The organism is Paenibacillus sp. FSL W8-0426, assembly GCF_037969725.1.
In the GTDB taxonomy this organism is placed as follows: Bacteria; Bacillota; Bacilli; order Paenibacillales; family Paenibacillaceae; genus Paenibacillus; species Paenibacillus hubeiensis.
In genome coordinates this window covers 5,872,501-5,890,247 of the sequence record NZ_CP150203.1, presented here as the reverse complement: position 1 = coordinate 5,890,247, position 17,747 = coordinate 5,872,501, and the positions used below count along the sequence as shown (strand labels likewise).

Sequence of the window (17,747 nt, the reverse complement as noted above, 5' to 3'; positions counted from 1 at the left end):
CATGTTAAAGCAGACGCGTCTTATGGACGCAGCAACATCTTATCGACATAAGGCGGGAGACCCTGTATCAGGGCTTCCGCCTTTTTGGTTTTGGAGCAGGCGTTGGATGAGGGCAGAAAAGGAGGTGACGGGGATGCAGCCGGGGGCTGGTGAGAGAAGAAGGCTCTTTATGGGACGGGATCGGGAAGTGCTGCAGCATTTTAACCTATGGTTGCTGGGAGGGATGACCTGCGCAATATTGGTGGCTGCCTGCCTGAAGCATGGATTGTTTTTTTCGGCAGATGTGAATGAGCTGTTGATCGTTATACTTGCCGGCACGATCATTTGCATGGCTGCCACTTCGGTGAACGAAGGCATGATAAAAATGCGACGCTGCGGACAGCGGACTGGACGCAAGCTGAAATGGACTGCATTTGCTCAGCAGTGCATGGCGTGGATGCATTCTGCGGAACTGCGCACTTCTCTCTGGCCGCTGGCGTTGGCGATGCTGTTCGGGCTGCATGCATGGTTAGGCCCCGGAAGCAGGCAGGGCAGCATGGAAGAGCTGTTCCGTTGGAGCCTGCTGGCCGCCTTTGCGCTGCTGGCCGCCATGTTGGCCAGACAGCCGCACGGCGCGCGCTGGTTTGCCTGCGGCTGGCAGCTGGCAGGCGGCGTGCTTGTGCTAAGCGGCCTGTTGGCCGTGTGCGGCATGCTGCCGCTGCCCGGCGGGGTCATGCGCACCGCTGACCCCGAACTAAGCTTCGCCGGTGCCCGGCTCGGCGGACTGCTGCAGTACCCGAACGCGTACGGTGCCGTCGTCGGCATGTACGCGCTTGAGCGGCTGGCTGCCGCCGCTGCGGTGCTCGCCCGGCCTGTCCGGGCCGGGCGGCTTCTCGCGGCAGCGCTGCCGCTAATGCCCGCGCTGCTCGCGCTCCTGCTGAGCGAGTCGCGCGGCGCCTGGCTGGCGACCGGTTGCGCCGCGGTCGCCGCCTGGGGGCTGCAGCGGCGCGGTGCCCGCCTGCCGCTGCTGCTGGCCGCGGCCGCGCCCTTCGCGTGCGCGGCCTGGCTGTACCGCCAGCTGGCTGCCGCGCAGCTGGCGCCGGCGCCTTTGCCCGGCCTGCTCGCGCTGGCCGGGGCGTGGGCGGCAGCGCTGCTGGGCACGCTGCTGCTGCACCGCCTGCGGCATAGCGGCGCATGGGCGCGCGCTGCCGCATTGGCGGCCATGGCGCTGGCGTGCGCATCCGCCGCAGCGCTGGCCGCAGGCTCCGTCGCCGGACGATTCGCCGCCGGCGCGGGCACGGGCTTGTCCCGCCTGGAAATGTGGCGGGATGCCCTGAAACACTGGGCCGCGGCCCCTTGGGCCGGCCACGGCGGAGAGACGTGGCGCGACGGATATCGCGCCATCCAGACCTCGCCGTACGTGGGCGGCGAGGTGCATAGCGGTCCCCTGGATCTTGCCCTCGACACGGGCTTGATCGGACTGCTGCTCGTGTTCGGCTGGATATGCCTTACCCTGCGCAGCGTTCGGGGCAGCGCGGCCCGTTGGGTGCCGCCCTTTATGGTCTTTATCCTGCATGGAGCCATGGACTTCGACTGGAGTTATGCGCTGCCCTGGATGCTGTTTATTTGGCTTGGGGCTTGGGCGAGTGCAGCTGAACGCAAGAGCGCAGCGCCAGATATGAGAAACGGGCAGTCTCGGAGCGTTAGCAGAAGACCAGGCACAGGCCAGCCGTTGTTGCCGGCGGTCGCGTCCTTGCTCGCCTTGCTGCTGTGGCTTGGCGGTATGGGTATGCTTGTCGGTCGGCATATCTCGGCCGGGCAGCAGTATCGTCAAGCATGGTCTTCACTGGACCAAGACGATGCGGGGATGCGCCGGGAGGCGCTGCTCGCGGCATTGCGCCTTACCCCGTTCATGCCGGATCTTGCCCTGGAGCTGGCCAGAAGCGTTCCAGTCCGCCAGGCAGAAGATATACTGCAATACAGCCTGTCCCATGCTTCGGGCGACTGGCGGCTGCTTTACGAGTTGGGGAGATGCGCCGCTGTTTCCGGGGAGGGGGAAAGGGCAGCTTCGTTTTTCGCCCGGGCCATTGCAAACAACCGGTACGATCCCGTGCTTCGGACATCCGCTTTGCGTTGGATGGATCAGGCCGCAAAGCAGGAACGCGCACTGGGTCTGGAGGCTCGTTCAAGACGCACTGCGGCCATGGGCGTGCGAATGTACGAGCATTATCTATGGCAGGTCGAGAAGGTGAAGGAAAAAGGAGGACGAAACGATCGCTCGTTCGCAGTGACACCAGTCGCGCGGATGTATGGAGAGCAGCTGCGGCAGCTGACAGCGAATCAATATTCGACTTGGAAAATGGCAGACAAGCGCTAGGTATTATCGTCGTTGCCATAAAGAGCATCAGAACGCTGGATCGAACGTTTCCAAATTAGCGAGAGTGGTGCAGTTACTTCTTTCTGAGCTCCCTCCGGATAGAAGTTAAAGGATTATGCAGGTGTACTCTATCAACGATGCAAGTTTTGTTTTTGACGGCAAAGACATGATCACGAAGTGCTCTCTTGACTTGCGGGAATGCGAAGCGCGGTTCGCACACCCGCAAGTTGTTTTTTTGGCTGTGTGTATCGCTTATAGGCGATATCCTCCGAATGCCTGGCGAAAGGCTTCCTGCAGCGGCGCCTCCTCCGTTTCCCATAGGGCGGCGATCTCCGGGCAGACGTTTTCATTCCACCACTCGCATAACAATTTGCGGTTATCCTTGTTTTCTCCGATCCACAGCAAATTCTCGATGACCTTTTTGTAGTAGAGTTCTTCGGCCTGCTGCATCAGATCGGGAGAGATATATGTTTTCAACCGTTTGGCGGTCCGGTACAGCTCTTTGCTGCATGCTCTGCGGATTCCTCTTGCGGAAGGCAGCTGCTTGCCGGGTGTACGATGTTTGACAGGCGGATGTCCGGGTTTCGTTCTGGCTTGCATCGCTCCACGCTCCTTTCACGATACCATATGCGGATCGTTCCTCATGGGACACAACCGGCAGCCGGCAATATGGCAAGAGGACACGACCCTGTGATAAGATAGGAACGAGTCGTTCATGGTGTCTGAGGCACCGCCATACTGAATAAAGAAAGAGGGTCGAGATGGACGTAATTCATAACATTGTCGGTCAATTATTCGACTGGATTCAAGGTCTTGGATATTTCGGAATCATGCTGGGGCTGATGCTGGAAGTCATCCCGAGCGAAATCGTTCTGGCCTACGGGGGATTCCTCGTGTCGCAGGGGCAAATCAATTTCCTGGGAGCCGTCATTTTTGGCACGGTTGGCGGCGTGGTGGCACAGCTGTTTATCTACTGGATCGGTCGTTATGGCGGTAGACCTGTACTTGAACGCTATGGCAAATACATACTGATTCAGAAAAAACACATCGACCATTCCGAGGAATGGTTCCGCAAGTACGGTACGGGCGTGATCTTTACGGCAAGGTTTGTGCCTGTCGTACGACATGCGATCTCCATTCCGGCAGGCATATCGAAAATGCCGGTCGGCAAATTTATCCTGCTCACCACGCTGGCTGTTATACCTTGGTCCGTACTGTTTATATATTTGGGAATGGTCCTTGGCGACAAATGGAAGGATATCGATGAAACGGCAGCGCCTTATGTGACTCCAATTCTGCTCGTTGCCCTGGGTCTTATGATTGTTTATTTCCTGATCAAATGGATGAATACACGCAAAAAGAAAGGAAGTGTCTAACATGGCAAAACCTAACCTGTCTCACAAGTTTGGCAAAGGCCTGTCACCTCAGGAGTTCATTGACGCAATGACCAAGAATCAAAGCGAATTCCAGGCGAATTACGACCATTTTGCATGGCCGAGCGAGGAGGACCGCGAGTTTTTTGAAAGTCTCAACCATCGGGACGATCTTCGTGTATTGATTTTGGCCGCTGATTGGTGCGGTGACGTCGTTCGGAACATTCCGGTCGTTTTCAGGGCGCTCGAAATTTCCGGCGTGCCGACCGAGGTGCTGATTATGGAAAACCATCCGGAAGTGATGGACGAATTTCTGACGATGGGCGGCCGATCCGTGCCTGTGGTCATTTTTGCCGATACTGGTGGACATGTGCTCGGACAGTGGGGGCCCCGTCCGCAGCATGTTCAAGAAGTGATGGTGGAGTTCAAACGCAACAATCCGGATCGCGAAGCGGCGGATTACCAGGAGAAGATGGCCGTGGCCCGTCAGGAAATGGTCAAACGTTACGGGGAAGGATCGGAGTCGCACCCAGCCATTTTGCGTGAGCTGCGTGAACTGATTTCGGGTTTCTGAGCCGATATGTTAAACATCCGAACATTTAACCTTGGTCCGCTCCAGACCAATGCCTATTTGTTGCAGGGAGAAGATCCGCAGAAGGCGGTCATCATTGATCCCGGCATGAATCCTGCTCCCTTGGTCAAAGCGATCAAGGATCTTGAAATTGAAGCTATTTTGCTGACGCATGCACATTTCGACCATATCGGCGGCGTGGAAGAGATTCGCCAAGCGAAGGGCTGCCCGGTTTATTTGCACGACTTGGAGAGCGAGTGGCTGACGACTCCGAAATTAAACGGGTCACTGAATTGGCCGCAGGTCACGCCGCCCATTTCTGCAGAGCCTGCTGAATACGCACTGGCTGAAGGCCAGCAATTGAAACTGATTGGCCATACGTTCCGGGTGTATCACACGCCTGGCCATTCGCCCGGCAGTGTCAGCCTGTTGTGCGGTAATGACCTGTTTGCCGGAGACGCGCTCTTCCGAATGGGCGTTGGCAGAACCGACCTGACCGGCGGGCGTGAGAGGGACCTGATCGATTCCATCCAGAACAAGCTGTACACCCTTCCCGATGAGGTTGTCGTATTTCCCGGCCATGGTCCCAAAACGACGATCGGATACGAGAAACAGCATAATCCTTACGTGTCCGCAAGATGAAAGGATTGTTTTGTTCCGTTTGAAAAAAATCGGACAAAATAGGCAAGAAAGTCTGGACAAACGACATGTTTTTCATTAGAATAGCTATTAGTTGTTACAAGCGTTAAGGCATCACTTCACTGAAGTATTTGAATATGCAGCACCCTAACTCGCGAAGCACGCAGACTGTGGTTTTTACCCGGTTTGCGTTCTTTTTTTGTTTATGGCGATTTTTGGGGAGACTTAGAGTCGGTATCCGGGGCAGCAACCATTTGCATTCATTCAAAAATGAGCAGGGGGAGGGAGCGGGAGGTGGAGATCATACGTTTCATTCCGTCGTCCAATGGAGAAGAACGGTTGGAGTTCAAGGGCAAGCGGCAGACCGTCGATCAAAGGCGTATGGAAAATATCGAGAGACAGGCATATTTAGAAACAACATCCTTACATAACCTTGAGTGTATTCAGAAAGAGAATGAGCATTTTGAATTCAGACATAATATTTGGAAAAGTCGATTGCTGCATCAAGGAGCGCACGGTCAGCCGTGGTTCGACAGGCTGCAGCAGCACAGGAGATAGCCGTCTGATTGCCCGGGAAATTGTCGCATGATGACCTTCTTCCGCTTTATTTTGATGCGGCATGGAGTTTTTTTCATTTGAACGTTTGGAGTACGTCCATCGTATTATCTTTCAGATTGAACGGGAAGCAGGTGAAATGCCGGATGAAAACAGCGGAACTGGAGGAAGCGCTCCGAGCCGCAAAAGGCGATGACGCTGCCCTTGCGTCACTATTGCAGCGCCACTATGCTTTTGTGTACAAATATATCATCAAAGTGACGATGGATCCGCATGCGGCAGAAGAAGTGGTTCAGGATACGATGATTCGTTGCATGGAAAACATTCATCGTTATGATGGTACGTCAGCCTTTTCATCCTGGATGATTACGATTGCCACCCGGATTTATATCGACAAGGCGAGGCGCAGGGAAAGGGAGAAGAACTGGCTGAAATTGGCCAAAGACCAGGTTGCGAGACAATTGCGATGGCAGTTCGAGAGTCGTAACGAGACGTGGACGGATGTCATGGAAGCGATGACCCGGTTATCGCCGGAGCATCGGATCGCCGTGCTGTTGAAGCACTATTATGGGTACGGATACGATGAAATCGGGGATATGCTGGGTATTCCGTCTGGGACGGCCAAGTCGCGTACAGCTTACGGACTTCGTCAATTGAGGAAGGAGATGGAGGGATCATGAGCAGTGGATCGAGTGAAAAGGAAGAGCTCGAACTGGTGCAGCAGCTGCAGCAGCAGTTGAAAATATTGGATGATGCATATGAGCCTACGAATATTCCCTCAATCGCCTCGTTGGCAGCTCAGGTCAAGGAACGGCGACAAATGAGAAAACGGGCAAACCGGCTGGAGTTGATCATGTTCTGGATCTTGGCATTGCTTGTACTTGCTGCCGGGGTCATGTTGTTCCAATCCGCACCGATTTTCTATCTGGGCATTCAGGCTGTCGGAACGGGTTTGGCTATCGGGATCGTCATCATCTGGGCTGTGCGCCGACAACGGAAGGAGATGCGTCATGAATGATCTGCATTATTCATTGAACGAAGTGCCGCCAATATGGCTTGGCCTGATTGGTTTGGTTTTGCTGCTTCAGGGCACGTGGATGTTCACCGATGCAAGGAAACGGGGACGTTTCCCGTGGCTGTGGGGATTGTGGGGGATTACGGGGGTTCCGACCCCGCTTGTTGTTTACTGGTTTGTGGTTGTCCGGAAAGAGAAAACACGTAAAAGATGACATGGTTATGGTTTGCACGGTAACAAAGGAAGCATATTGATTTTACACAAATGATTTGTTTCATGCCGTTAATCGTAGACATCGCTATTCTTTTCTAGTAGACTAGACAGACCACAATATATAAAGATAGACTACCAGGAGGTTAGACGATGCTGCGATTGGGAGAAAAGGTAATCATTGTCGCGGATACGTTTGAGCAAAATCTTCCTGTGGGGGAATATGGATTCATCATCGCTTATGACCGGAACCCGGACAATGCGTTTGACTACGTGCTTCGCGTGCCTCAGGTGAACCGGAACTTTTTCGTTCCTTCCGGCGACGTAGATCTGGAAGAAGTTCTGCTGAAACAGGAAGCGGAGAAGGTTGAGCGTGAAGCGTTGATCGATTACGCCCTTGCGACACACAACGAGAAGCTGTTCCGTTATTTGATGAACGGAGACGTTCAAGCTGTGGAAGAGGAAGAAGAAACCGCGAAGGAAACGATGTCACAGGCGGATTTTATAAAGCAGGTTAACCTGCGTGCATGGATTTAAGGAGCCGGCGAAAGCTGGCTCTTTTTTGATTAGCTCCAAAGTCCGGGCATTTGCATTGAATTGTCGAACCAACTCACCTATAATGAAAAAAGTTATCACGGGACTTTAGCCCGTTAAACGGGCGAGCCGCATCGGCGGTTCCGGAAAGTTGAGCGAATGAAGGAGGCATCCGAAACATGAGTATCTCGAATAACGACGTTCAGCATGTGGCCAGATTGGCCCGGCTTAACTTGACGGCAGAAGAAGAACAGCTGCTGACAGGACAGCTGAATGCCATCTTGAAATATGCGGAGAAGCTGAATGAGTTGGATACGGACAACATTGAACCAACAACCCACGTTCTGCATGTCAGCAATGTGATGCGCGAAGATGAGGTGCAGGGTAGCTTGCCGATCGAGAAGGTTATGCACAACGCACCTGAGGAAGAAGACGGGCAATTCAAAGTGCCTGCCGTGATGGAATAGCGGATAAACCGGAAGGAGGAAAAATGACGTGAGTTTATTTCAACAATCGTTGCCTGAAATACATAACAAGCTGAACGCGAAAGAGTTGTCTGTCAGCGATCTGGTAGAACAGGCTTATCAAAACATCGGTGCCCATGACGAAAAGGTCAAGGCATACCTGACGCTGGACGAAGAGCGCGCTCGCTCCCGTGCACGCCAGCTGGACGATCAACTCGTCAGCGGCGGGGAAAGAGGTCTGCTGTTTGGCTTGCCTGTGGGCATCAAGGACAACATCGTTACGAACGGATTGCGCACGACGTGTGCCAGCCAATTCCTGCGCAATTTCGACCCGGTATATGACGCGACCGTTGTCGAAAAATTGAGAGCGGCCGACACCGTAACGCTCGGAAAATTGAACATGGACGAATTCGCCATGGGAGGTTCCAACGAAAACTCCAGCTTCGCTCCTGTGCGCAATCCGTGGGCGCTGGATCGCGTGCCCGGCGGTTCCAGCGGCGGATCGGCTGCTGCCGTGGCTGCGGGAGAAGCCTACTTTACGCTGGGGTCGGACACCGGCGGCTCCATCCGTCAGCCTGCATCGTATTGCGGCGTGGTCGGATTGAAGCCTACCTATGGGCTGGTATCCCGTTTCGGGCTGGTGGCGTTTGCTTCATCGCTGGACCAGATCGGACCGATCACCAAAAACGTCGAGGATTCCGCTTATGTGCTCCAAGCGATTGCGGGGTATGACCCGAAAGATTCAACCTCCGCGAACGTGGACATTCCCGACTATTTGAGCTCCTTGACCGGCGACGTTAAAGGTTTGCGCATCGCGGTGCCGAAAGAATACATCGGCGAAGGCGTAAGCCCTGACGTCAAGGAACGCGTGCTTGAGGCGTTGAAGGTGCTGGAAGGGCTCGGCGCAACTTGGGAAGAGGTATCGCTGCCTCATACCGAATATGCGGTAGCCACGTATTATTTGCTGGCTTCCTCCGAGGCTTCCTCCAACCTGGCGCGGTTCGACGGCGTTCGCTATGGCGTTCGCGCCGACAATCCGGACAACCTGCTGGACCTGTACCACCAATCCCGCAGCCAAGGCTTCGGTCCGGAAGTGAAGCGCCGGATTATGTTGGGCACGTATGCGCTCAGCTCCGGCTATTACGATGCGTATTATTTGAAGGCGCAAAAGGTGCGTACCCTGATCAAACAGGATTTCGACAACGTGTTTGAAAAATACGACGTCGTGATCGGACCTACGGCTCCTACGCCGGCGTTCAAACTGGGTACCCAGGTGGACGACCCGTTGACCATGTACCTCAACGACATTTTGACCATTCCTGTCAGCCTGGCTGGCGTGCCTGCCGTCAGCATCCCATGCGGCTTCTCCGAGGGGCTGCCTGTCGGATTGCAGATCATCGGCAAAGCGTTTGACGAAACGACCGTTTTGCGCGTTGCACATGCGTTTGAACAACATACGGAATATCACAAACAGCGTCCGCAGCTGTAGACTGACCGGAACGGAGGAATAGAGAAATGCCCGCATCAAAATACGAAACCGTCATTGGACTTGAAGTCCACGTAGAATTGCACACGCAATCCAAAATTTTTTGCGGCTGCTCCACGGAATTCGGGGCTCCGCCGAATACGCACACCTGTCCGGTGTGTCTCGGACATCCAGGCGTATTGCCTGTGCTGAACCGCCAGGCGGTCGACTATGCGATGAAAGCAGCGATGGCGCTGAACTGCACCATTGCCGATGTCAGCAAATTCGACCGCAAAAACTATTTCTATCCCGATTCGCCGAAGGCGTATCAAATTTCCCAATTCGATCAGCCGATCGGCGAGAACGGGTGGATCGATATCGAAGTGAACGGCGAAACGAAACGAATCGGCATCACGCGTCTCCATCTGGAAGAAGATGCAGGCAAATTGACCCACGTGGACGGCGGTTATGCATCGTTGGTCGACTTCAACCGCGTGGGAACCCCGCTCGTCGAGATCGTTTCCGAGCCTGAAATTTCTTCCCCGGAAGAAGCGCGCGCGTATTTGGAGAAACTGCGTGCAATCATGCAATATTGCGAAGTGTCCGACGTGAAAATGGAAGAGGGGTCCATGCGTTGCGACGCCAACATCAGTTTGCGCCCTCACGGTCAGGAAAAATTGGGAACCCGTGCGGAATTGAAAAACATGAACTCCTTCCGAGGCGTGCAGCGCGGGTTGGAGTACGAAGAATACCGCCAGGCGGAAATTTTGGACGATGGCGGCGAAGTGGTGCAGGAGACTCGCCGTTGGGACGAAGCCCAAGGAAAAACGCTGACCATGCGCGGCAAAGAAGAAGCGCATGATTATCGCTACTTCCCGGACCCGGATTTGGTGAAAATACACATCGACGAAGCGTGGAAAGAACGCATCCGGGCTTCGATTCCTGAATTGCCGGACCAACGCAAAGCGCGTTATGCGGCAGATTACGGTTTGCCGAGCTACGATGCTGAGGTCATTACCTCGTCCAAAGCGGTTGCGGACTTGTTCGAAGACAGCCTTAACTACACCAAAGACGCCAAATCCGTTTCGAACTGGATTATGGGCGATCTGCTTGGTTACCTGAACACGAACAATCTGGAGTTATCCCAGGTCCCGCTTACGGGCCAAGGGCTCGGAGAAATGATCGGCTTGCTGGAAAAGGGCACGATCAGCAGCAAAATTGCCAAAACCGTATTCAAGGAAATGCTGGAAAGCGGCAAGCTTCCACAGCAAATCGTTGAAGAGAAAGGGCTCGTGCAGATCAGCGACGAAGGTGCTATTCTTGCCATCGTGGAACAGGTCGTTGCGAATAATCCCCAATCGGTAGAGGACTATAAGGCCGGCAAACAGAAGGCCATCGGCTTCCTGGTCGGACAGGTCATGAAAGAGAGCAAGGGCAAAGCCAACCCTGGCTTGGCGAACAAACTGCTTACAGACGTACTGAACCGTTAATCCTTCGGGAGAGGTCAAACAGAAGGAGGCTCGTCCCTGTGACAGCCTTCTTTTTTTGTATTGCAGGCATCGCTCACTCGTTAATGCGAAAGGAGAAGCTTCACATGACCATCGAATCGATATCATTGAATGACCCGGACAAGTTGGGTCAGTTATGGCGTTTACAGCATGTGGCTTACCGGCTGGAAGCGGAAATGATCGGATTTAAGGAAATTCCGCCGTTAATGGATACGCTTGAAACGCTGCAGCAGTGCGGGGAGAGTTTTTACGGATACATGGATTCCGATGGGGAGTTGATCGGGGCGATCGCTGTGGCCGAGGAGGAAAAAGATGCCCTTACGATTACGCGGATGATGGTTCATCCGGATTATTTTCGCAAAGGAATCGCCTCTGCCCTGATTGCGCATATTTTTGAAACGTATCCGGAATATCCGCGCTACATCGTATCTACCGGAACGTTGAATGAACCTGCGGTGCAGCTGTACAGCAAGTTTGGTTTTGTCCCCGTGGATCGTGTACAGCTTGCCCCAGGCGTGGAATTAAAGACCTTTCACAGGAATAAAGATGAATGACATTAATGACATGGAGGAGGACTATCGCTTTTGGGCAATCCCTGGATTATTGACGAATGGCACATTTTGCTGAGACTGCTGCTTGCCATGCTGCTGGGCGGCCTCGTCGGATTGGAACGCGAGCGCTCCAATCATGCCGCCGGCCTGCGAACTCATATTTTAGTTTGCCTCGGATCGGCGCTGATTATGATGCTTTCCATTTATGGCTTTAAAGATTTTGCGAATGAAATAAACGTGCGCATCGATCCGGCGCGTTTGGCAACGGCCGTGATTACGGGCGTCGGTTTTCTGGGAGCGGGAACGATCCTGTTTACCGGAAAGTCCATTACCGGTCTGACCACGGCAGCTTCGATTTGGGTCGTGGCAGCCATCGGGCTGGCTGCGGGAGCGGGCTTCTTTTTTGCCTCCATCATTTCCACGGTTCTGGTGTTGTTGAACCTTTGGGTATTTAACAAGTTGGAGCTCAGGTATATTCGGGGAAACAAGCTGCATGTCATTACGCTCCATACTTTATCCGAGCCCGGATGCCTCGAGCAGATTTCCTCGTTCTTGGAACAGGAAAAAATCAAAATACGCAAGATCACGGTCAATGAGCAGGAGCTGGCCTTTTCCGAGGTGGTATCGGTGGAGCGCAAAATCGAAATTGTGCTGCATGTTTACATGCCGCATGATTTGGATACGGTGCAGCTGGTGACGAAACTGAGACGGTGGGAACATATGACCAAAGTTTCCATGGAATAAATAAAATCGAACCCCTTCAGGCCTTATGGGCACAGGGGTTTTTGGGATTCATCCATATTTTTGCCAGTTACTCGAATGTCGGTTTAGGGTACTATCTAACCAAACGCTTGAAAAAAGAAACCGGACACTCCATCGCGAAAGGAGCTAGATCGTTTGAAGAAAAAGCATCGGGCAAAAATGGTGCTTAAAAGACGGCCGACAAGAGCGGTTCGGGTGAGAACCCACAAATTTGTGGCCGGACTGATGAGTGCAATCGTTCCAGGACTGGGCCATTTGTATTTGCGGCTCTATTTAAGGGGACTGACGTATATGATGCTGGTGATGCTCGACCTGTCGGCGCTGGTGTATTTTTCGTCCGTCGGCATACAAATCAATGTTCCTCTGCTGATTCTGCTCGCGCTCTTCATTCCCGTCCTTTACTTCTACAACGTGTTTGACGTGCTGCAGTCTGCGGATCGGGTGATGTTACGCAAGCGCAAGGGAAGTGCCCCGCCGGATTTGGACCAAGCCGGGAGTAAGGAGCGAACCGCAGTCGAAGCATTGATGATGTGGGAAAAAGGCATATCGTTTGGCCTGCTGCTGGTCGTTGGCGGCGCGCTTATGATCATGTTTTTTCGCAGGCCTCGCTGGTTTCAAGATTTGATTGGCATGTACGGTGGGTATGCATTTGCCGTATTGATGATCGTGACCGGGCTGAATCTGTTTGGGCGCGAGATCTGGACCACGCTGCAGAGAAAGAAATTGTAGCAGGCAGGGCAAGGAGGGAATGAAATGAACCGCAAAATTCGGGTCGGCCGCTATACGGCCGCCGCTTTGCTCATTGTCGTGGGCGTACTGCTGATTATGGATAAACAATCGGGAACGGATTATCTCTACGGCATGGTAGACTGGTGGCCGCTGCTGCTGGTGGCCTTAGGCTTAGAATACATACTGCTGTTTTTGCTTATGCGGGGACGAAGCCGATCCGTGTCGGGCGCGGAGAATGCAGTGAAGGCCAAAATGCGGTTTCGGCCGGATGCGAAGGGTATTTTGTCGTCGCTGCTTTTGGCTGCAGTGGTGTTCATCGTTACTGAGCAGGACCATTACATGCATTTGTGGAACAGGGTCAGCCTGAACCTGGGAGCGGCTTCCATGGATTACAGCGCTGCAGCAGGGTATATGCAGGATAAAGGGACCATCCGGGTCCCGGTAGGCATGGAGACGTCCGATGTCGTCGTTCAAGGCGTGAACGGGGATATTTCGCTGCAGCGGGGCGATACCGATTCGATCGAAATTCGCACGGTAGTTTGGGTCGATCAAACGACGGAGGTACAGGCCAAGGCGGTGGCCGATGCTTCTTTCGTCACGGCGGAAGGTACACAGGTTATTCATATTACGGCAACGGGGAAAGCTTATGGAGAGAACGAAAAGACCCAGCCGCGAATGAACTTGACCGTTACGATTCCGGAAGATCGGAGATTCAATCTGGATATCCGGACATCCAACGGGGCGATATTGTTGAACCGTGCGGAAGCCATCAGCACCATTTCGGCCGAAACGGGGAATGGTCGAATTCGTATTAACAACGCAGTAGGCGATATTTCCGGAAAAACATTGAATGGGGACGTGATCGTGGCAGGAGCCATCGGCAATGTCGATCTGGACAGCAACCGGGGGGACATGAAGGCCCGCGACATTACGGGGGACGTGGACTTGACCACGCAAGTCGGGAGCATTAGCATCACGAATTCAACGGGCAGCTTTATCGCGGATACTCGGAACGGGAACATCACGATGGACGGGGCCAATCTGGGCGTCAAAGCGCAATCGCTGAACGGCAGCATCAATATCGTTTCGACGAAGATCGGCGGGGATTGGGACGTTTACAGCGCGGTGGGGGCCATCAATATTCTGCTGCCTCATCAAGGCGATTACAGCCTTAGCGGATCAAGCAGCTATGGAGAATTACGGACAGACCTGCCGTTCAAGGTGCAGAACAAGACGATTGAAGGGCAGCTTGGCGAAGGGGAATATACGGTCAAAATCGAGGGCAATAGCGACCTCGCCATTAATCGTAACCCTAGTCTTCCATTGCCGGGAGAAGATGAGCCTGATCTCGGAGGAGAGGATACCTCGGATAACGAAGGCCATTCGAACGGGGAAAACGGGCAAAATTCCCAAGGTGATTCGTCCGAAGTTCTGTAACCGTCGCGTTGACAATAAACTTGGTATCGCCGTACAATGAAAATAAGGCAAGTTAACATGGCTGGAGAGATCGTGGCCGTTCAACGGGCCAAGAATCAACTCTGAATGAGGAAACGGCGAAATTCGTTTCTGCTCTGAGAGAACGAAAGGTAAGGCGGTGGGTTTTATGGGAACACGAGTCCAACATGCGTTGGAGCATCTGAAAACGACCGGTGTCCGTATTACACCCCAGCGTCATGCCATATTGAATTATTTGATGGAATCGATGGGGCATCCGACAGCCGATGAAATTTACCGTGCGCTTGAACCCCAATTTCCCAGTATGAGCGTGGCGACTGTATATAATAATTTGAAGATGTTTTTGGAAGCGGGCATGGTCCGAGAGTTGACATACGGCGACAATTCAAGTCGCTTTGATGCCAACGTGACGGATCATTACCATGTCATCTGCGATAAATGCGGCAAGATAGAAGATTTCAGCCATCCATATCTGGACAGTGTCGAGCGTCAGGCTGAAGCCAGCACGGGATTTGAAGTCCACGGGCATCGGCTGGAAGTATATGGGGTTTGTAAGAGTTGCAGGGCACAATAGAGATGAATTACAATATGAACGTGCAGAATTCGATTGGATTCTACACGTTTTTTGTTTGTTCACGGACGATTCATGCATGACATAGGAATGAGTTACACTAACGGAGGTAAACGTTTGAGTAGAAGAAACAGCTATACACGTCGAAAAAGGCGGGGCTCAGCCTTGCCTGTTTTGTTGGGGATTTGTTTGGTCGCTGGAGGCGCATATTGGTTGATTACAAATCTATGGTTAAATCAGCTTCACGAAGATCCGGATTGGGTCGGCATGAAGCAGCCTATATTTGTCGAAGGGCAGCTGATGGATGAAGAGGCTTCGGGTGCGGGAGATCAGCTCAAGCTGCCGCTCACGGTTCTGCAGGAAGCTGTGGATCCGGGCATTCGTTACGAAGCGGACACGGGAGATATCATCATTGCATCGCCAGAACGCGTTCTGCATATGAAGGAAGGCAGCACTCAGGCGGAGCTGAACCACAAAAACTACCCCCTGACGGTTGCTCCGGAGGCGGAAGGTAATGAAGTGTATATTCCGCTAAAACCATTGAAGGAAGTGTACGGCATTGCTGTGCAGGAGGATTCCTCCACTGGTGCGGTACTGCTGATGCGTGGAGGAGAAACGATCCAATATGCCAAGATCGATGCAAAGTCGTCCAAGGCAGACCAAACGGTTCCGATGTACAAACGCGATGAAGAGCGATCCCCGATCATTGCGGATCTGCAGAACGGCGTTCGCGTGCGCGTATGGCGCACCGGAACAGAACAGAGCTTTGTACAAACGGATAATGGATATGCCGGATATGTCGATAATGATCATGTTTCGCTAACGGAGAAAAAGACGGTGGATGAGCCGAAGTCAACTCCGACGGCGGCGGAGAAAAAGTGGAAGACCAAACCCGTCAATTTGGTGTGGGAAGCAGTGTACAATCGCCAACCTGACGTTGGCTCGATCGGCAGGATGCAGGGGGTTAATGTGGTCAGTCCGACATGGTTCCATATTACGGATGGCGAAGGCAGCGTAAGCAGCAAAGCGGACAAGACCTATGTCAACTGGGCTCACCGGTCAGGGATGGAAGTATGGGGATTGATGGACAACAGCTTTGACCCCGAGATCACGAAAAAGGCTCTGGCCACGTACGAGACACGCACTCATATCATTAAGCAAATGTTGGAATACGCGCAAACGTATCACCTTGATGGAATCAACATCGATTTTGAAAACGTGCAGACGGTGGACGGACCTAACGTGACCCAGTTCGTAAGGGAAATCAAAGCGATGGCTCGAATTTATGGGTTGATGCTGTCCGTCGACGTAACGCCAAAATCCAATAGCGAAATGTGGTCTGCCTTCCTGGATCGCCGTGCGCTTGGCGCATACGCGGATTACATTGTCGTTATGGCCTATGACGAGCATTGGGCTGCAAGTCCGGAGGCAGGTTCAGTTGCTTCGCTTCCGTGGACGGAAGCCTCGATGCGACGCATTCTTGAAGAAGACGAAGTTCCTTCGAAAAAACTGATTATGGCAGTTCCTTTATATACGCGCATTTGGACCGAGGAGAAGGACGAGAACGGAGAGGTTAAAGTTTCGTCCAAGGCTGTTGGCATGGATACCGTGCAGGAACTGATCAAGGAAAAGAAGCTTAAACCTAAGCTCGACAAAGAGAGCGGGCAGAACTATGTGGAGTATCAAGAAGAGGATGCAACCAAGAAAATATGGATCGAGGATCAAGTTTCCCTTCAGGCCCGGGTGGATTTGATTGCCGAACTGAAGCTTGGCGGCGTGGCTGCATGGAACCGAAGTTTTGCAAATGCATCGGCTTGGGAGACCCTTCAAAAGGCGGGTTATACGAAATAAAGTCTGTTGGAATCATTTATCATTTAATCTGAACCGAGATGTACTGCGCCGCTTGGCAGAGTTGCGGCATGAGAAAAAGGAAGGCCCGGCATAACAGCCGGGCTTTTTGTATGCATATCTAAGTTGTCAGCTGATTGGAAATCGGACGGCTCAGGTGTGTGGCTCCGTGTGGGAATGGCTGCCTGAGCTCATTGTGGAAGGCGCTTTCAGTACTGGGTGAGTATTGGCCTTCGCCGGATCGAGTGTGAGGATGGTGTGGCAAAACATGCACCGATCCGTCTTGCCAAGCATTTTGGTAAGTTTGCCGCATTCGGGACATTCCAATTGAACGGCGCTTGTGGAGAGCATTCCTGCCCAAAAGTAGATGGCCACGCTCGCAACCATCGCAACAAGCCCGATGACGAGACCCACGGCTGCCACGATTTTGCCTGCATGTCCCCAGAATACGATGCCGGCGGTTCCCAGTACCATTAGTCCCATGCCTAACATGGTAAGCAGCAGCCCCCAAGTGCGAAAAGCATTAATTTTAGCCGTTTTAAAAACCATAAAAAATGCTCCCATCGTATGAGTAGTATCGTACCTGGAAAAGAAGGAAACTTCAGTCTGGATGTAGAATTACATTATAACTGACTTGGCGCTAGTCCGCCATGAATGTATGGAGGGAATCGTGGAATTAAAGAACATGGATTTATTGTCCGGTCAATCGGAAGGGACGGCAGCAGTGGGGGCCATCGCCTATTCACGCTCGGGAGAGCGATTCCACGGCTCCCTGATTCAGGATTTCGAATTGGTAGTATTGGTTGTGTGCGATACGGAAGAGATTGCTTCCAGAATCGGCCATTACAAATCGGGGGATCTTCGTTACCAAATCGTATATGCAGGGCTGCATGAACTTAAAAGCAGTATCATTACGGGAGAGAACAACAATCTGCTGAAATGTTTGACTGATGGAGACATCATTTGGGAATCGGACGGTACATTGAGTGCATTAAGGGAGGAATTATTGGCTTTCGGTCCGAAACTACAGGAGCAGAAGCTGCTTCATGAGTTCGCCTGTTTTTTACGGATGTATGTTGAAGCCAAACGGTACATTCAGGAAGGTCATGTGGTTGATGCGTATTATAACGTCCTTGAAGCT

General features: G+C 52.9%; 21 protein-coding genes (1 of these 21 running past the window's edge). 19 read left to right on the top strand and 2 right to left on the bottom strand.

What is annotated here, in order from left to right; genetic code table 11:
• Positions 1-22 precede the first annotated feature (22 nt).
• The gene (locus MKY59_RS26720) at positions 23-2,356 is read left to right on the top strand and encodes an O-antigen ligase family protein (protein WP_339274644.1); all 2,334 of its coding nucleotides are present in this window, start codon (positions 23-25) and stop codon (positions 2,354-2,356) included.
• Positions 2,357-2,608: 252 nt separating this feature from the next.
• On the opposite strand, the gene MKY59_RS26715 is transcribed toward MKY59_RS26720, so the two are convergent.
• Positions 2,609-2,956 (bottom strand): dehydrogenase, encoded by a 348-nt coding sequence (locus MKY59_RS26715; RefSeq protein WP_339274643.1) that lies wholly within the window; start codon positions 2,954-2,956, stop codon positions 2,609-2,611.
• Between the two features lie 161 nt (positions 2,957-3,117).
• On the opposite strand from MKY59_RS26715, the gene MKY59_RS26710 reads away from it, so the two are divergent.
• The 17 genes from MKY59_RS26710 to MKY59_RS26630 all read left to right on the top strand — a co-directional run bounded on the left by MKY59_RS26710 (position 3,118) and on the right by MKY59_RS26630 (position 16,609).
• Positions 3,118-3,732 carry a DedA family protein gene (locus MKY59_RS26710; RefSeq protein WP_236420561.1) on the top strand — a complete coding sequence of 205 codons (615 nt, stop codon included), beginning with the start codon at positions 3,118-3,120 and terminating at the stop codon, positions 3,730-3,732.
• 1 nt (position 3,733) lies between these two features.
• Complete coding sequence (locus MKY59_RS26705) at positions 3,734-4,303, top strand: thioredoxin family protein (RefSeq protein WP_236420562.1); 570 nt, start codon at positions 3,734-3,736, stop codon at positions 4,301-4,303.
• 6 nt (positions 4,304-4,309) lie between these two features.
• Complete coding sequence (locus MKY59_RS26700; protein WP_339274641.1) at positions 4,310-4,942, top strand: MBL fold metallo-hydrolase; 633 nt, start codon at positions 4,310-4,312, stop codon at positions 4,940-4,942.
• A gap of 460 nt (positions 4,943-5,402) precedes the next feature.
• Positions 5,403-5,528: a hypothetical protein gene (locus tag MKY59_RS26695; protein ID WP_339274639.1), complete on the top strand. Its 126-nt coding sequence runs from the start codon at positions 5,403-5,405 to the stop codon at positions 5,526-5,528.
• A gap of 112 nt (positions 5,529-5,640) precedes the next feature.
• Positions 5,641-6,174 (top strand): RNA polymerase sigma factor SigY, encoded by a 534-nt coding sequence (gene sigY / locus MKY59_RS26690; RefSeq protein ID WP_339274637.1) that lies wholly within the window; start codon positions 5,641-5,643, stop codon positions 6,172-6,174.
• Positions 6,171-6,512 carry a YxlC family protein gene (locus MKY59_RS26685; protein WP_236420566.1) on the top strand — a complete coding sequence of 114 codons (342 nt, stop codon included), beginning with the start codon at positions 6,171-6,173 and terminating at the stop codon, positions 6,510-6,512. The genes sigY and MKY59_RS26685 overlap by 4 nt, the downstream gene beginning before the upstream one ends.
• Positions 6,505-6,723: a sigmaY antisigma factor component gene (locus tag MKY59_RS26680; RefSeq protein WP_236420567.1), complete on the top strand. Its 219-nt coding sequence runs from the start codon at positions 6,505-6,507 to the stop codon at positions 6,721-6,723. Before MKY59_RS26685 ends, MKY59_RS26680 begins: the two co-directional genes overlap by 8 nt.
• 149 nt (positions 6,724-6,872) lie before the next feature.
• Complete coding sequence (locus MKY59_RS26675) at positions 6,873-7,256, top strand: ATPase (protein WP_236420568.1); 384 nt, start codon at positions 6,873-6,875, stop codon at positions 7,254-7,256.
• A gap of 176 nt (positions 7,257-7,432) precedes the next feature.
• A complete protein-coding gene (gatC, locus tag MKY59_RS26670; protein ID WP_236420569.1) occupies positions 7,433-7,720 on the top strand; it encodes an Asp-tRNA(Asn)/Glu-tRNA(Gln) amidotransferase subunit GatC in 288 nt (95 codons plus the stop codon).
• A gap of 28 nt (positions 7,721-7,748) precedes the next feature.
• Positions 7,749-9,206, top strand: coding sequence for an Asp-tRNA(Asn)/Glu-tRNA(Gln) amidotransferase subunit GatA (gene gatA, locus MKY59_RS26665; protein ID WP_339274636.1), 1,458 nt, complete (start codon positions 7,749-7,751; stop codon positions 9,204-9,206).
• Between the two features lie 26 nt (positions 9,207-9,232).
• Complete coding sequence (gene gatB, locus MKY59_RS26660) at positions 9,233-10,672, top strand: Asp-tRNA(Asn)/Glu-tRNA(Gln) amidotransferase subunit GatB (protein ID WP_236420571.1); 1,440 nt, start codon at positions 9,233-9,235, stop codon at positions 10,670-10,672.
• A gap of 104 nt (positions 10,673-10,776) precedes the next feature.
• On the top strand, positions 10,777-11,244 hold the full coding sequence (locus MKY59_RS26655) for a GNAT family N-acetyltransferase (protein ID WP_236420572.1): 468 nt from the start codon (positions 10,777-10,779) through the stop codon (positions 11,242-11,244).
• 30 nt (positions 11,245-11,274) lie between these two features.
• Positions 11,275-11,985 carry an MgtC/SapB family protein gene (locus tag MKY59_RS26650; protein ID WP_339274634.1) on the top strand — a complete coding sequence of 237 codons (711 nt, stop codon included), beginning with the start codon at positions 11,275-11,277 and terminating at the stop codon, positions 11,983-11,985.
• A gap of 153 nt (positions 11,986-12,138) precedes the next feature.
• Positions 12,139-12,732 (top strand): hypothetical protein, encoded by a 594-nt coding sequence (locus MKY59_RS26645; RefSeq protein WP_339274633.1) that lies wholly within the window; start codon positions 12,139-12,141, stop codon positions 12,730-12,732.
• 24 nt (positions 12,733-12,756) lie between these two features.
• Positions 12,757-14,169, top strand: a complete 1,413-nt coding sequence (locus MKY59_RS26640; protein ID WP_339274632.1) for a DUF4097 family beta strand repeat-containing protein — start codon at positions 12,757-12,759, stop codon at positions 14,167-14,169.
• A 166-nt stretch (positions 14,170-14,335) separates the two neighbouring features.
• Positions 14,336-14,761, top strand: coding sequence for a peroxide-responsive transcriptional repressor PerR (perR, locus tag MKY59_RS26635; protein WP_236420576.1), 426 nt, complete (start codon positions 14,336-14,338; stop codon positions 14,759-14,761).
• Positions 14,762-14,875: 114 nt separating this feature from the next.
• Positions 14,876-16,609, top strand: a complete 1,734-nt coding sequence (locus MKY59_RS26630; RefSeq protein ID WP_339274629.1) for a glycosyl hydrolase family 18 protein — start codon at positions 14,876-14,878, stop codon at positions 16,607-16,609.
• Positions 16,610-16,759: 150 nt separating this feature from the next.
• On the opposite strand, the gene MKY59_RS26625 is transcribed toward MKY59_RS26630, so the two are convergent.
• Positions 16,760-17,155, bottom strand: a complete 396-nt coding sequence (locus tag MKY59_RS26625) for a DUF2614 family zinc ribbon-containing protein (RefSeq protein WP_236420578.1) — start codon at positions 17,153-17,155, stop codon at positions 16,760-16,762.
• Between the two features lie 121 nt (positions 17,156-17,276).
• On the opposite strand from MKY59_RS26625, the gene MKY59_RS26620 reads away from it, so the two are divergent.
• Positions 17,277-17,747, top strand: the 5' portion of a protein-coding gene (locus tag MKY59_RS26620) for a nucleotidyltransferase-like protein (RefSeq protein WP_339274626.1). 411 nt of this gene lie beyond the right edge of the window; the window shows 471 of its 882 coding nt (coding positions 1-471); its start codon is at positions 17,277-17,279; the stop codon falls past the right edge of the window.

Coding starts and splice junctions, on each gene's coding strand:
- MKY59_RS26720 (WP_339274644.1), top strand. CDS start 23: ATGGACGCAGCAACATCTTATCGACATAAGGCGGGAGACCCTGTATCA.
- MKY59_RS26715 (WP_339274643.1), bottom strand. CDS start 2,956: ATGCAAGCCAGAACGAAACCCGGACATCCGCCTGTCAAACATCGTACA.
- MKY59_RS26710 (WP_236420561.1), top strand. CDS start 3,118: ATGGACGTAATTCATAACATTGTCGGTCAATTATTCGACTGGATTCAA.
- MKY59_RS26705 (WP_236420562.1), top strand. CDS start 3,734: ATGGCAAAACCTAACCTGTCTCACAAGTTTGGCAAAGGCCTGTCACCT.
- MKY59_RS26700 (WP_339274641.1), top strand. CDS start 4,310: ATGTTAAACATCCGAACATTTAACCTTGGTCCGCTCCAGACCAATGCC.
- sigY (WP_339274637.1), top strand. CDS start 5,641: ATGAAAACAGCGGAACTGGAGGAAGCGCTCCGAGCCGCAAAAGGCGAT.
- MKY59_RS26685 (WP_236420566.1), top strand. CDS start 6,171: ATGAGCAGTGGATCGAGTGAAAAGGAAGAGCTCGAACTGGTGCAGCAG.
- MKY59_RS26680 (WP_236420567.1), top strand. CDS start 6,505: ATGAATGATCTGCATTATTCATTGAACGAAGTGCCGCCAATATGGCTT.
- MKY59_RS26675 (WP_236420568.1), top strand. CDS start 6,873: ATGCTGCGATTGGGAGAAAAGGTAATCATTGTCGCGGATACGTTTGAG.
- gatC (WP_236420569.1), top strand. CDS start 7,433: ATGAGTATCTCGAATAACGACGTTCAGCATGTGGCCAGATTGGCCCGG.
- gatB (WP_236420571.1), top strand. CDS start 9,233: ATGCCCGCATCAAAATACGAAACCGTCATTGGACTTGAAGTCCACGTA.
- MKY59_RS26655 (WP_236420572.1), top strand. CDS start 10,777: ATGACCATCGAATCGATATCATTGAATGACCCGGACAAGTTGGGTCAG.
- MKY59_RS26640 (WP_339274632.1), top strand. CDS start 12,757: ATGAACCGCAAAATTCGGGTCGGCCGCTATACGGCCGCCGCTTTGCTC.
- perR (WP_236420576.1), top strand. CDS start 14,336: ATGGGAACACGAGTCCAACATGCGTTGGAGCATCTGAAAACGACCGGT.
- MKY59_RS26625 (WP_236420578.1), bottom strand. CDS start 17,155: ATGGTTTTTAAAACGGCTAAAATTAATGCTTTTCGCACTTGGGGGCTG.